This window comes from Leisingera aquaemixtae, assembly GCF_006740765.1.
GTDB classification, from domain to species: Bacteria; Pseudomonadota; Alphaproteobacteria; order Rhodobacterales; family Rhodobacteraceae; genus Leisingera; species Leisingera aquaemixtae.
Genome location: NZ_CP041159.1, coordinates 1,793,426 through 1,805,903 on the forward strand (window position 1 = coordinate 1,793,426; position 12,478 = coordinate 1,805,903).

11 protein-coding genes are annotated in these 12,478 nt (G+C 66.9%); 9 read left to right on the top strand and 2 right to left on the bottom strand.

The window, feature by feature from the left end; genetic code table 11:
* The first annotated feature begins 19 nt into the window (after positions 1-19).
* Genes R2C4_RS10395 through selD form a run of 7 tightly spaced genes read left to right on the top strand, consistent with a single transcriptional unit; the run spans position 20 to position 8,154 of the window.
* Complete coding sequence (locus R2C4_RS10395; protein WP_141890573.1) at positions 20-2,881, top strand: monovalent cation/H+ antiporter subunit A; 2,862 nt, start codon at positions 20-22, stop codon at positions 2,879-2,881.
* Positions 2,882-2,883: 2 nt separating this feature from the next.
* Positions 2,884-3,237 carry a Na+/H+ antiporter subunit C gene (locus R2C4_RS10400; RefSeq protein WP_027244169.1) on the top strand — a complete coding sequence of 118 codons (354 nt, stop codon included), beginning with the start codon at positions 2,884-2,886 and terminating at the stop codon, positions 3,235-3,237.
* Positions 3,237-4,775 carry a monovalent cation/H+ antiporter subunit D gene (locus tag R2C4_RS10405; RefSeq protein WP_141892084.1) on the top strand — a complete coding sequence of 513 codons (1,539 nt, stop codon included), beginning with the start codon at positions 3,237-3,239 and terminating at the stop codon, positions 4,773-4,775. Before R2C4_RS10400 ends, R2C4_RS10405 begins: the two co-directional genes overlap by 1 nt.
* Positions 4,772-5,269, top strand: coding sequence for a Na+/H+ antiporter subunit E (locus R2C4_RS10410; protein ID WP_058287226.1), 498 nt, complete (start codon positions 4,772-4,774; stop codon positions 5,267-5,269). The genes R2C4_RS10405 and R2C4_RS10410 overlap by 4 nt, the downstream gene beginning before the upstream one ends.
* Positions 5,266-5,535, top strand: coding sequence for a K+/H+ antiporter subunit F (locus R2C4_RS10415; RefSeq protein WP_058287227.1), 270 nt, complete (start codon positions 5,266-5,268; stop codon positions 5,533-5,535). Before R2C4_RS10410 ends, R2C4_RS10415 begins: the two co-directional genes overlap by 4 nt.
* Positions 5,536-5,544: 9 nt before the next feature.
* Entirely contained in the window at positions 5,545-5,943 is a 399-nt protein-coding gene (locus R2C4_RS10420) for a Na+/H+ antiporter subunit G (RefSeq protein ID WP_141890574.1), read from the top strand.
* Positions 5,944-5,991: 48 nt separating this feature from the next.
* Positions 5,992-8,154 (top strand): selenide, water dikinase SelD, encoded by a 2,163-nt coding sequence (gene selD, locus R2C4_RS10425; RefSeq protein WP_141890575.1) that lies wholly within the window; start codon positions 5,992-5,994, stop codon positions 8,152-8,154.
* Positions 8,155-8,235: 81 nt separating this feature from the next.
* On the opposite strand, the gene mnmH is transcribed toward selD, so the two are convergent.
* On the bottom strand, positions 8,236-9,288 hold the full coding sequence (gene mnmH, locus R2C4_RS10430; RefSeq protein ID WP_141890576.1) for a tRNA 2-selenouridine(34) synthase MnmH: 1,053 nt from the start codon (positions 9,286-9,288) through the stop codon (positions 8,236-8,238).
* 163 nt (positions 9,289-9,451) lie between these two features.
* Here mnmH and R2C4_RS10435 point away from each other — a divergent pair, with 163 nt between their 5' ends.
* Entirely contained in the window at positions 9,452-9,943 is a 492-nt protein-coding gene (locus R2C4_RS10435) for a MarR family winged helix-turn-helix transcriptional regulator (protein WP_027244174.1), read from the top strand.
* Between the two features lie 4 nt (positions 9,944-9,947).
* Here R2C4_RS10435 and R2C4_RS10440 read toward each other — a convergent pair whose 3' ends face one another.
* Positions 9,948-10,637: an SOS response-associated peptidase gene (locus R2C4_RS10440; protein ID WP_141890577.1), complete on the bottom strand. Its 690-nt coding sequence runs from the start codon at positions 10,635-10,637 to the stop codon at positions 9,948-9,950.
* A gap of 90 nt (positions 10,638-10,727) precedes the next feature.
* Between R2C4_RS10440 and R2C4_RS10445 the strand changes: the two genes are divergently transcribed.
* Positions 10,728-12,476: a tetratricopeptide repeat-containing sulfotransferase family protein gene (locus tag R2C4_RS10445; RefSeq protein WP_141890578.1), complete on the top strand. Its 1,749-nt coding sequence runs from the start codon at positions 10,728-10,730 to the stop codon at positions 12,474-12,476.
* Positions 12,477-12,478: the final 2 nt, after the last annotated feature.

Here is a 12,478-nt window from a genome sequence, read left to right on the forward strand (position 1 = left end):
CCCGACAGGAGACCTGCACGTGTCCCTATTCCTGATTGCGGCCCTGCCCTTTCTCGGAGCCGTCTTTCCAGCGCTGCTGATCCGCGCCGGACGCAATGCCGCGGCTTCGGCCGCCGGGCTGACCACGTTCCTCGCCTTCACCGGGCTGATGCTGCATATCCCCGCCATCTTCCGCGGCGAGACGGTGTTTGCCGCCGTGGACTGGCTGCCCGCCCTTGGCCTCAACGCCCATTTCTTCCTCGACGGGCTGGGCTTCCTGTTTGCGGCGATGATCCTCGGCATCGGCCTCCTGATCATCCTCTACGCCCGTTTCTACCTGTCGCGCGAAGACCCGATGGGTCAGTTCTACAGCTACCTTCTGCTGTTCCAGGGCGCGATGGTTGGCATCGTTCTGTCCGACAATATCCTGCTTTTGCTGGTGTTCTGGGAGCTTACCTCGCTCAGTTCCTTCCTGCTGATCGGCTATTGGAAGCACCTGCCCGAAGGCCGCCAGGGCGCCCGCATGGCGCTGGCCGTGACCGGCTCCGGCGGGCTGGCGATGATCGCGGGGATGCTGCTGCTGGGCCATATCGCAGGCTCCTATGACCTCAGCGTGATCCTGCAGAACAAAGAGGCTATTCAGTCCTCGCACCTGTACCTGCCGGCGCTGATCCTGATCCTGATCGGTGCCTTCACCAAATCGGCGCAATTCCCCTTCCACTTCTGGCTGCCGCACGCGATGGCGGCGCCGACGCCGGTGTCGGCCTATCTGCACTCCGCCACCATGGTGAAGGCCGGCCTGTTCCTGATGGCCCGCCTCTGGCCGGTTCTGGCCGGCACGCCGGAATGGTTCTACATCGTTGCCACCACCGGCCTCGTCACCATGCTGCTGGGCGCTGTGATTGCCCTGTTCAAGGACGACCTCAAGGCGCTCTTGGCGTTTTCCACCGTCAGCCACCTGGGCCTGATCACCATGCTCCTGGGGTTCGGCACCAAGTTCGCCGCGGTCGCCGCGGTGTTCCACATCATCAACCACGCCACCTTCAAGGCGGCGCTGTTCATGACCGCGGGCATTGTCGACCACGAGGCCGGCACCCGCGACATCAAGCGTCTGGGCGGGTTGCGCCACCTGATGCCCGTAACCTTCACCATCGGCACGGTGGCGGCGCTGTCGATGGCGGGCATCCCGCCGCTGAACGGCTTCCTGTCCAAGGAGATGATGCTGGAGGAAGCCACCCACACCCTCTGGAACGGCTCGCATCTGATCGTGCCCGCGCTGGTCACCGCCGCCGCGGTGTTCTCGGCGGCCTATTCCTTCCGCTTCATCGCCCATGTCTTCCTTGGCCCCAAGCGCGAGGATTACCCCGGCCACCCGCATGACCCGGGCACCGGCATGTGGATCGGCCCCGCCTTCCTGGTGCTGCTGGTGGTGCTGATCGGCCTTGCCTCGGCCAAGATCGCAGGCCCGATGGTGGCCACCGCCGCCAGCGCGGTGATCGGCGGAGAGAAGCTGCCCTATTACTCGCTCAAACTGTGGCACGGGCTGACCCCGGCGCTCTACATGTCGATTGCTGCGGTGATCGGCGGCGCGGTGTTGCTGGCGTTGCACAAGCCGCTGTCCCGCGCCTGGGACGCGGCCCCGCGGCCCGAGGCCAAGGTGATCTTCGAGGGGCTGATCGGCGCCTTCACCCGCCTCAGCCAGGCAGTGACCGGCAGCCTGCACAACGGCGCCCTCACCCGGTATTCCGCAGTGATGGTCGCCTTTACCGTGGTGATTGCCTACCTGGCCTATCGCGGCGGCACCCTGGGCGCGCCGACGCGCGCCTTGCAACAGCCCGGCCTGCTGCCTGTGACCGGCTGGTTCGCCCTGGTGGTGGCCACGCTGTTCATCGTGGTGAAACACCGCAACCGGCTGCTGTCGCTGGTGCTGATCGGCGTGGTGGGCCTGGTGGTCTCTATGGCGTTCAATTACCTCTCGGCGCCCGACCTGGCGCTGACCCAGATCTCGGTCGAGGTGGTCACCATCATCCTGATGCTGCTGGCGCTGAACTTCATGCCCAAGGAAACCCCGGCCGAAACCCCGGTGCTGACCCGTATGCGCGACGGCGCGATTGCGGTGGTCGCGGGGCTTGGCGCGGGCGGGCTGATCTATGCGCTGCTGATGCGCGACTTCGCCTTCCCGACCATCTCCGACTTCCACCTCGCCAATTCCTACAAGGGCGGCGGCGGCACCAATGTGGTGAACGTGATCCTGGTCGATTTCCGCGGCTATGACACCTTTGGCGAGATCATCGTGCTGGGCATCGCCGCCATGGTGATCTTTGCCCTGACCGAGGCGGTGCTGGGCTCCCGCGTGCGGGCCTACCTTCTGAACCGCGAGCCGGACCTGCCGCGGGCAGGCGACAGCCACCCGCTGATGATGGTGGTGGCGACCCGGGTGATGATGCCGCTGGCACTGATGGTGGCGGCCTATATCTTCTTCCGCGGCCACAACCTGCCGGGCGGCGGCTTCATCGCCGGGCTGGTCGCGGCGATTGCGATCATCATGCAGTACATGGCCTCCGGCTTTGCCTGGGCGACGGAGCGGCAGCGCTACCCGTACCACGCCATCATCGGCTCCGGCGTGCTGATCGCCGCCGCCACCGGCATGGGCGCCTGGTTCAACGGGATGCCGTTCCTGACCAGCGCTTTCGGCTACATTCAATGGCCGCCGCTGGAGGAGTTCGAATGGGCCACTGCGGCGCTCTTCGACCTTGGCGTCTTCCTGGCCGTGGTCGGCGCGGTGCTGCTGGCGCTTGAAAGCCTGTCGCGCTTTGCCTGGCAGCCGGGGATCAGCTCTGAACACGCGATGGACATCAACCCGGCCCGCGAGGACGCGGCCAAGACCGGGACGGAGGGATAAGCATGGAACTTCTCGTCGCCTCGGCCGTGGGCATCCTAACTGCGGCCGGCATCTATCTGATCCTGCGCCGCCGCAGCTTCCCGGTGATCTTGGGCCTGTCGCTGATCACCTATGCGGTGAACGTCTTCCTGTTTGCTTCCGGACGGCTGATGACCGCCGCGCCGCCGATCCTCAACAAGTACGAGGAGGTCGCCTATACCGATCCGCTGCCGCAGGCGCTGGTGCTGACCGCCATCGTGATCTCCTTCGGCATGACCGCGGTGGTGGTGATGATCGCGCTGGGGGCCTTCCTGTCCTCCCGCGATGACCGCACCGCCCTGCCCGCTGAGGCGGAAGGCGCAGGAGAGGACGCATGATGCAGCACCTTCTGATCGCGCCGGTGGTGCTGCCTGCCCTGGTCGCGCCGTTCATCATCATGGTGCTGCGCCACCACCTGGACCTGCAGCGGATATTCTCGGTCGCCAGCGCGGTGCTGCTGGCCGGCGTGACCCTGGCCCTGGCCGCGCAGGCGGCGGACGGCACCGTCAAGGTCTATGAACTCGGCGACTGGCCCGCACCCTTTGGCATCGTGCTGGTGCTGGACCGGCTGTCGGGGATGATGATCGTGCTGACCTCGCTGCTGGCGCTGCCGGTGCTGCTTTATGCCATCGGGTCGGGCTGGGACACCCGCGGCAGCAACTTCCACGCGCTGTTCCAGTTCCAGCTGATGGGCATCATGGGCGCCTTCCTGACCGGCGACGCCTTCAACCTGTTCGTCTTCTTCGAGGTGCTGCTGATCGCCTCCTACGGCCTCATGATCCACTCCGGCGGCACCCGACGGTTCCAGGCCGGGGTGCAGTACGTGGTGTTCAACCTCCTGGGCTCGACCCTGTTCCTGTTTGCGCTCGGCACGCTCTATTCGGTGACCGGCACCCTGAACATGGCCGACCTCGCCGTGAAAGTCGCGCAGATCCCGGCGGAGGATACCGCCCTGCTGCGGGCCGGCGCGGTGATGCTGCTGCTGGTCTTTGCCATCAAGGCGGCGCTGCTGCCGCTGCATTTCTGGCTGCCCTCGGCCTATGCCAATGCGCCGATGCCGGTCGCGGCGCTGTTTGCCATCATGACCAAGGTCGGCGCCTATTCGATCCTGCGCATGTACACGCTGGTCTTCGGGCCTGAGGTCGCGGCGACCGCCGGGCTGACCGAAAACTGGCTGCTGCCCGCGGCGCTGCTGACGCTGATTGCCGGCGCGGTGGGCGTGCTGGGATCCAACAAGATCGGCCGCCTGGCCGCCTTCGGCGCCATCGCCTCGATGGGCACGCTGCTGATCGCGGTGTCGCTGTTCACCCAGACCGCCACCGCCGCCGCGCTCTATTACCTGGTGCATTCCACCCTGGCGGCAGCGCTGCTGTTCCTGGTCGCCGATCTGGTGATGGAGCGGCAGGGCGGCTGGATCCTGCCGCAGCTGCCGATGCCGCAGACCGGGCTGATCTCGGCGCTGTTCTTTGCCGCCGCCATCGCGCTGGCGGGGATGCCGCCGCTGTCGGGCTTCCTGGGCAAGCTGCTGGTGCTGGATGCCACCCGCGGCTCCGAGCTTGCCACCTGGATCTGGGCGGTGATCCTGACCGGCTCGCTGATCACCATCATCGGCATGGCACGCGCAGGCTCGCTGCTGTTCTGGAAAGGCCACGGCCTGCCGCAGGAGAACACCGATACCAGCGCCGAACCGCCGCAGCAGACCCCGGCCGCCCGGCCCGCGCAGCTGCCGTTTGTGGCCTGCTTCGGGCTGCTGGCGGGGCTGGTGGCGCTCACCGTGTTTGCGGGCCCTGCCACCCGCTATGCCGAGGCCACCGCAGCGCAGCTCTTTCAGCCGCAGGCCTATATTGCTACCGTGCTTGGGGAGGAGGCGGAATGAAACTGCTCAGACGGCTGCTGCCGCACCCCTATCTCACGCTGCTGCTGACTCTTACCTGGCTGCTGCTGGTCAACGGCTGGTCGCTGAACTCGCTGCTCTTCGGCTTTATGCTGGGGGTGCTGATCCCGTTCTTCACCCAGCCCTACTGGCCCAACCGGCCGCGGCTCGGCAAGCCGCTGAAGATTGCGGAATACATCCTTGTCGTGCTGATGGACATCGTGCAGGCCAATATCATCGTCGCCCGCATCGTGCTGTTCAAACCCAACGCCGACCGCCGCCCCAACTGGATCACCATCCCGCTGGACCTGAAAACGCCCGAGGCGATCACCGCCCTGGCCGGCACCATCACCATGACCCCCGGCACCCTGTCGGCGGATATCTCGGACGCAGGCCACGCGCTCTTGGTCCACTGCCTGGACGCGCCCAACCCGGATGCGGTGCGCGACGAGATCAAACAGCGCTATGAGCGCCGGCTGATGGAGATCTTCGAATGATCGAAAACGCTGCCTATTTCGCCTTTGCCTGCTTCGCCCTGGCGATGCTGATGAACCTCTGGAAGATCGTCACCGCTCCGGATATCGCCGACCGTATCCTGGCGCTCGATACCATGTTCATCAACGCCATCGCCCTGATGGTCCTCTACGGCCTCGCGCTGGGGACCGAGATCTTCTTTGAGGCTGCGATGATCATCGCCATGCTCGGCTTTGTTTCCACCGTGGCCTATGCGCGCTTCATCCTGCGCGGCAACATCATCGAGTGAGGGGACAAGATGGCAAGCCTGTTTGAATTCCTTGTTGCCGCGTTTCTGGTCATGGGCGGCGTCTTCGGCATCGTCGGCTCCTTCGGGCTGATCAAGCTCAACGATCCGATGTCGCGTCTGCACGCGCCCACCAAGGCCACCACACTGGGGGTCGGCGGGGTGCTGCTGGCCTCTCTGCTGCATGCGGCGGTGTTCGAGGAATATGTCTCGATCCATGAGCTGATGATCACCCTGTTCCTGTTCCTGACCGCGCCGATCACCGCGAATTTCATTGCCAAGGTGCATATTCACCGGCAAGAAACCCGCGAAACCATGCCCCCGGCGGGCGAGGATGACCATTGGGCCACCCATGACAAGCCGGAGGACGAGGAACGCAGAACCGCAGGCCGCCCGGACGCCGCGCAATAAGCGCAGGCCCCAGCCCGAAACAGGCCCGCTGCAAAGACAGGACAGCATATGGACTCCTCCCGATTGCCGCTCACCCGCGATCTGGTGCTGATCGGCGGCGGCCACACCCACGCGCTGGTGCTGCGCAAATGGGGGATGCGCCCCCTGCCTGGCGCCCGGCTGACGGTCATCAATCCCGGCCCCGCCGCGCCCTACTCCGGGATGCTGCCCGGCTTTGTGGCCGGCCATTACGCACGCGCGGAGCTGGACATCGACCTGGTGCGGCTCGCCCGCTTTGCCGGTGCCCGTGTGGTGCTGGGCGCGGCGGAGCATATCGACACCGCAGCCCAGTTGGTGCATGTGCCGGGCCGCCCGCCGATAGCCTATGACGTGGCCTCCATCGACATCGGCATCACCTCCGCCATGCCGGATCTGCCGGGCTTTGCCGAACACGGCATCCCCGCCAAGCCGCTCGGCCGCTTTGCCGCCCGGTGGGCCGCCTTCCGCGACGGCAGCGGCCCTGCCCATGCCGCCGTGATCGGCGGCGGGGTTGCCGGCGCGGAGCTGATCCTGGCCATGGCCTATGCCCTCAAATCCCGCGGCCGGCTGGCCCAGGCGACGCTGATCGACAGCGACCAAGCCTTGCGCGCGATCGGAGAGACCGCCCGCCAGAAGCTCCTGCGCGCCCTGGTCGAACACGGCGTCCGGCTGGAGGAGAACGCGCCGGTCGAACGGGTCGAGGACGGCTATCTCGTTCTGCAGGACGGCCGCGAGGTGCTGTCGGATTTCACCACCGGAGCCGCCGGCGCCCGCCCCTACGGCTGGCTCGCGGACAGCGGGCTTGACCTGCAAGACGGCTTCATCCGGATCGGCGAAACCCTGCAAAGCTCTGTGCCGAATGTCTTTGCCGCAGGCGACTGCGCCCATATGGACTTTGCCCCGCGCCCCAAGGCCGGCGTCTATGCGGTGCGCCAGGCGCCGGTGCTCTATCACAACCTGCGCAGCACCCTGACCGGCGATCCGCTGCGCAAGTACAGCCCGCAGAAGGACTACCTGAAACTGATCTCCATGGGCGCCAGGGAAGCCCTGGGGGAGCGGTTCGGCACCACGCTGGCCGGTCCCTTGATGTGGAGCTGGAAAGACCGCATCGACCAGGCCTTCATGGAGAAATTCCGCGACCTGCCCGCGATGGATGCGCCGCCTCTGCCCGCCGAGCACACGCTGGGCATGGAGGAGGCGCTGGGGGACAAGCCCCTGTGCGGCGGCTGCGGCGCCAAGGTCGGGCGCGGCGCGCTGCTCGGCACGCTCGCGGGCCTTGGCACGTCGGAGCGCGCGGACATCACGCCGCTGCCCGGCGACGACGCCGCCCTGCTGACCACCGGCGGCGTCAAACAGGTGATCAGCACCGACCACCTGCGCAGCTTCACCAATGATCCGGTGATCATGGCCCGCATCGCTGCCGTGCACGCGCTGGGGGACATCTGGGCAATGGGCGCTGAGCCGCAGGCGGCCACCGCCAACCTGATCCTGCCGCGGATGTCGCCCGCACTGCAAAGCCGCACCCTGCAGGAAATCATGGCCACCGCCACGGAAGTCATGCACGCGGCCGGCGCCGCCATCATCGGCGGCCACACCTCGCTGGGCGATGAGCTGACCGTGGGCTTTACCGTCACCGGCCTCTGCCCCCGCCCCGCCATCACCCTCGCCGGCGCCAAACCGGGCGATGCGCTCCTTCTGACCAAGCCCCTCGGCTCCGGCGTGCTGATGGCCGCCGAAATGGCAGGCGAAGCCGATGGCGGCTGGGTGGCCGCGGCACTGGAACAGATGAGCCAGCCGCAGGGCGAGGCTGCCCGTATCCTGCAGGACGCCCATGCGATGACCGACGTGACCGGATTTGGCCTGCTCGGCCATCTGCTCGGCATCTGCGAGGCGTCGCGCACAGGCGCGGAGGTGTTCACCGCCCAGGTGCCCCTGATGCAAGGCGCCGCGGACCTGGCAGACAGCGGCATCCGCTCCTCGCTGCTGGCCGCCAACCAGGCGGCGCTGCCGGAGCTGAAAACCACCGGCTGGCAGGATCTGCTGTTTGACCCGCAAACCGCGGGCGGGCTCTTGGCAGCGGTGGCCGCAGATCAGGCTGAACCGCTGCTGGAGCAGCTGCGCGCCGCCGGATACCCGGCGGCCCTCATCGGCAAGGTGACAGAAGGGGCCGGTGCCATCACTCTCAGCGCATGACCCGCTGCGCGCCAGCGCAGCGCCACGCCCAACGGGCGCGGGGCCTCGCAGAGGCCCCGGCGGCGGGCGGGAGAACTTCTGTCAAAGACCAGACATGACCTCAGCCACCTGCGCGGCAGCCGCATTCAGCCCCGCATCATCCAGCGCATTCGCTTCCACCGTCGCCGCAACCTCCGCCCCGATCGCGGTCCGGGATTTGCGGTAGGCGGGATCGTAATGCTCCACCATCAGCGCTTCGGTCAGGCCAGCCTTGTCCCCGGCCTCGATGCTGGCGAACCAGCCATCCACCACCGCGCCGGAGCGGTGGGCACGCAGCGGCCCCAGTTTCTCGCGCAGCCGGTCCGCGTCCGACAGGATGTCGTCGTAGGCCTCAACCAGATAGCGGCAGCGTGCCGCCACCGGCACCTGCAGTTCGATCCTGGGGGCCTGCTTCATCGCATCCCAGACCGCGGGCGGAATGATCCGCTGGCCGATCTTGCTCGACTCCGCCTCCACCAGCACCGGCCGGGCCGGGTCCAGTTTCATCAGCGCGCCTGCCAAGGCGGATTCAAAGCCTTTCTGCGAGGGCTGCGGCGTCGGCATGTCTCCCAAGAGCGAGCCGCGGTGATTGGCCAGCCCCTCAAGATCCAGCACCTGCACGCCCAGTTGTCCTGCGCGTTTCAGCACCTCGGTCTTGGCCGATCCGGTATAGCCGTCCAGCGCCACCAGCCGGTGCGGCAGCGCGGTCTGATAGAGCGCCGCATTCACCAGCCGGCGGTAGCTCTGATAGCCGCCCTGCACCACCTCGGCGCGCCAGCCGATCTGCTGCAGCATCCAGGTGAACGACCCCGACCGCTGGCCGCCGCGCCAGCAATAGACCAGGGGTTTCCAGCTGCCCTCGTGGTGGCTCAGGCTCTGCTCGATGTGGTTTGCGGCATTGCGGAACACCAGCGCCGCCCCCAGCTTGCGCGCCTTGAAAGGGCTGTCCTGCACATAGATGGTGCCGACCTCTGCCCGTTCCTCGTTGTCCAGCACCGGCAGATTGATCGCGCCCGGCACGTGGTCCTCGGCATATTCCGCCGGGCTGCGCACGTCGATCACCGTGTCGAACCCGTGGGCATAAAACTCTCGCAGGGATGTGAATGTCAGCGCCATGGCCCATGCCTACCGCGCCCCATGCGCAAGGAAAAGCCGCAAACGGCCGGCCTGCGGCAATAATACTTGCGCGCACTGCGCACAGGGCAGTAAGGCAAAACGGAGCGAACAGACCGGCCCGGGCAGAAGCCCCGCGGCGCCACAGCGGCAAGGACCAGGACCGATGGACACCGACCCTTTGGACATTCACGCGCTGCCCGGCCACCTGATCCGGCGGCTGCACCAGATCTCCGTCGCCCAGTTCATGGAGCGGATGGCGGCCGAAGGCATCGACCTGACCCCGGTGCAGTTTTCCGCCATGGCCGCCATCCGCCGCCATCCGGGCATCGACCAGGCCTCTGTCGCGGGCCTCATCGCCTATGACCGCGCGACGCTGGGCAAGGTGGTGGACCGGCTGGTGGACAAGGGGCTGGTGGCACGCCGGGTGTCCGCTGCCGACCGCCGCGCCCGCGAGGTCAGCCTGACCCGCGACGGCGAGGCGCTGCTGGAGCGGATCCTGCCGGTGGTCCGGGCCGCCCAGCCCGCGATTTTCACCGGCCTCACCGCGGCGGAGCAGGAGACCTTCGTGGCCCTGCTGCGCAAGGCAACGCTTGCCGCCAATGAGCTGAGCCGGGCGCCGCAGCGCGACCTGCCCAGCAGCCAGGCCGCCGAATAAGCGCTCAGATCAGGCGGCCGCGCGGGGTATCGCCCGCCTCAAACGGCTCGATCAGCTCCGGCCCCTCAGCCCGGTTGGAGTTCACCGCCGGATCAACCCGGTGATAGTCCAGCACGCCCTCCGCCCCTGGCTGCATCAGCGCCGCGGCGCCATGGCCCTCCTCGCCCAGCCATTTGCCCCAGTCCTCCGGCTCCAGGATCAGCGGCATCCGGTGGTGGATCGCCGACAGCCCCTGGTTGGCGGCGGTGGTGACAATGGCGCAGGTCTTGACCGGATCGTCCGCGCCCCAGCTCTGCCAGACGGCGGCAAAGGCGATCGGTGCGCCATCGCTGCGATGGATGTACCAGGGCAGCCGGGCGCCGCCCTCCGCCTTGGTCCATTCGTAAAAGCCGCTGGCCGGGATCAGGCAGCGCCGTTCGCGGGCTGCGGCGGCAAAGGCAGGCTTTTGCGCAATCGTCTCTGCCCGCGCGTTGATCAGCAGCGGCCCGGCGGTATGCGTCTTGTACCAATGCGGCAGGAACCCCCAGCGCATGGCAACCAGCTGCCGCCCGCCCTCGCCCGCCTGCACCGCATGCACCGGATTGGTCGGGCAGACGTTGAAGTTCGGCACCTTCGGCAGATCGTTGGCAGGCTGCGCCGCAAACAGCTGCGCCATTGCATCACTGGGCAGGGTTATGGCAAATCGTCCGCACATGCTGATTTCTAACCCAGGCTGCGGCGCATTTGCAAAGCCTCCCGCGGCGCAGGATTTTCAGCCGCCCTGACAGGATGATAGATAGGCCTCATGACTCTCCAGAACGATCTCCAGTCCGCCTTGGGTTTTCTCAACCAGGGCAAGTTCAAACAGGCGCTGAAGCAGTCCAAGGGCGGCATGAAACGGCACAAGAGCCACCCGGATTTCCCCAATATCGCCGGCATCTCCCTGTCCGGCCTGGGCAAGCACCGCGATGCCGTGCCCTATTTCAAAAAGGCGCTGGCGCTGGCCCCCGGCTTTCACGACGCCCGCAAGAACCTGGCGCAGACGCTTTTGTTCCTGCAGCAGGGCGAACCGGCAATGAAGCTGCTGGAGCGGGTGCTGAAGGACCAGCCCGGCGATCAGGCGGCACTCTATCTGCAGGCGCAGGCGCATCTGGTGATGAACGACGCCGAGGCCGCGATCGAAACCGCCACCGCCGCGCTGGCCCGCGACCCGCGCCAGCCGCGGATGCTGCGGCTGCGCGCCACCGCTTGGAACACGCTGGGCGATGAAAAGGCGACGCTGGCGGACTATCAGGCCGCGCTCAAGGTGAACCCCAACGACGCCGACGCGTTGCAGAACGCCAGCCTGCTGCTCGCCCGGCTGATGCGCCAGGACGAGGCCACCGAGGCCGCCCAAAAAGCGGTTGCCGTGGCCCCCCAGAACGTGGAGGCGCGCCGGCGCCTAGCCAGCCAGCTGATTTCCAACGGCGCAACCGCCGCCGCGCGCGAACACTGCCTGGCATTGCTGGAACTGGACCCCAAGGACACCCAGGTGCTGGAGATGCTGGCCCGCATCAGCAGCCGCGAGCAGAACGTGGAGCTGCTCCCCATCGCGCAGAAGGCACTGAAATCCGCCGCGCCCCGCTCCCTCGACCGCGCCAACGCCAGTTTCGCCCTCGCCCGTATTGCCGATCAGGCCGGCGACAAGGAGGCCTTCGCCGCCCATAACGACGAGGCGAACGCCTGCATGGCCGCCCAGACGCCCTATGACTACGAGGAAAGCGAGCGCCAGTTCACCCGCATCATGGCCGCCTTCCCGGAGGCGGTCACCCCGGTGGACACCGCGCCGGACGGCCCGCGCCCGATCTATGTGGTGGGGATGCCGCGCTCCGGCACCACCCTCACGGAAACCGTGATCGGCCTGCACCCCGATGTGTTCCCGCTGGGCGAACGCGGCGTGCCGGCCTTCCTGCTGTATCCCTATCTGGACAGGGATCAGGACTTCACGCCCGAGGCCGCCCGCAATTTCGTGGCCGAGGACATCAGCCGCCTGCCCGATATGCCCGAAGGCACGGCGGCCTATGTCGATAAGATGCCCGACAATTACCGTCTGCTGGGCCACCTTGGCACCGCCTACCCGGATGCACGGTTTGTTCATCTTTGCCGCGACCCGCGCGACGTGGCGCTGTCGATCTGGCGCGGCTATTTCTCCGGCAGCTCGCTCACCTATGCCTATGATTTGAAGGCCATGGCGCACCGCTTCAACCTCTATGGCCGGCTGATGCAGCACTGGCGGCAGGTGATGCCGGGCCGGATCTATGACCTGCGCTACGAAGACTTCGTGTCTGATATCGAGGGCGAAAGCCGCAAGCTCGCGGACTTCTGCGGACTGGAGTGGGTCGAGGACATGGCCCACCCGGAACGGCACGAGGGCCAGGTTCTGACGCTGTCGAACACCCAGGTAAGGCAGACTGCGCACACCCGCTCGATCGGCAAATGGGAGAAATACGCCGATGTCCTGGCGCCCTTCATTGGCGGGCTGGATCCGGAAATCTGGCCGGAAATCAAAGGGTAACG

Coding starts and splice junctions, on each gene's coding strand:
- selD (WP_141890575.1), top strand. CDS start 5,992: ATGGACTCCTCCCGATTGCCGCTCACCCGCGATCTGGTGCTGATCGGC.
- R2C4_RS10435 (WP_027244174.1), top strand. CDS start 9,452: ATGGACACCGACCCTTTGGACATTCACGCGCTGCCCGGCCACCTGATC.
- mnmH (WP_141890576.1), bottom strand. CDS start 9,288: ATGGCGCTGACATTCACATCCCTGCGAGAGTTTTATGCCCACGGGTTC.
- R2C4_RS10405 (WP_141892084.1), top strand. CDS start 3,237: ATGCAGCACCTTCTGATCGCGCCGGTGGTGCTGCCTGCCCTGGTCGCG.
- R2C4_RS10445 (WP_141890578.1), top strand. CDS start 10,728: ATGACTCTCCAGAACGATCTCCAGTCCGCCTTGGGTTTTCTCAACCAG.
- R2C4_RS10440 (WP_141890577.1), bottom strand. CDS start 10,637: ATGTGCGGACGATTTGCCATAACCCTGCCCAGTGATGCAATGGCGCAG.
- R2C4_RS10420 (WP_141890574.1), top strand. CDS start 5,545: ATGGCAAGCCTGTTTGAATTCCTTGTTGCCGCGTTTCTGGTCATGGGC.
- R2C4_RS10410 (WP_058287226.1), top strand. CDS start 4,772: ATGAAACTGCTCAGACGGCTGCTGCCGCACCCCTATCTCACGCTGCTG.
- R2C4_RS10400 (WP_027244169.1), top strand. CDS start 2,884: ATGGAACTTCTCGTCGCCTCGGCCGTGGGCATCCTAACTGCGGCCGGC.
- R2C4_RS10415 (WP_058287227.1), top strand. CDS start 5,266: ATGATCGAAAACGCTGCCTATTTCGCCTTTGCCTGCTTCGCCCTGGCG.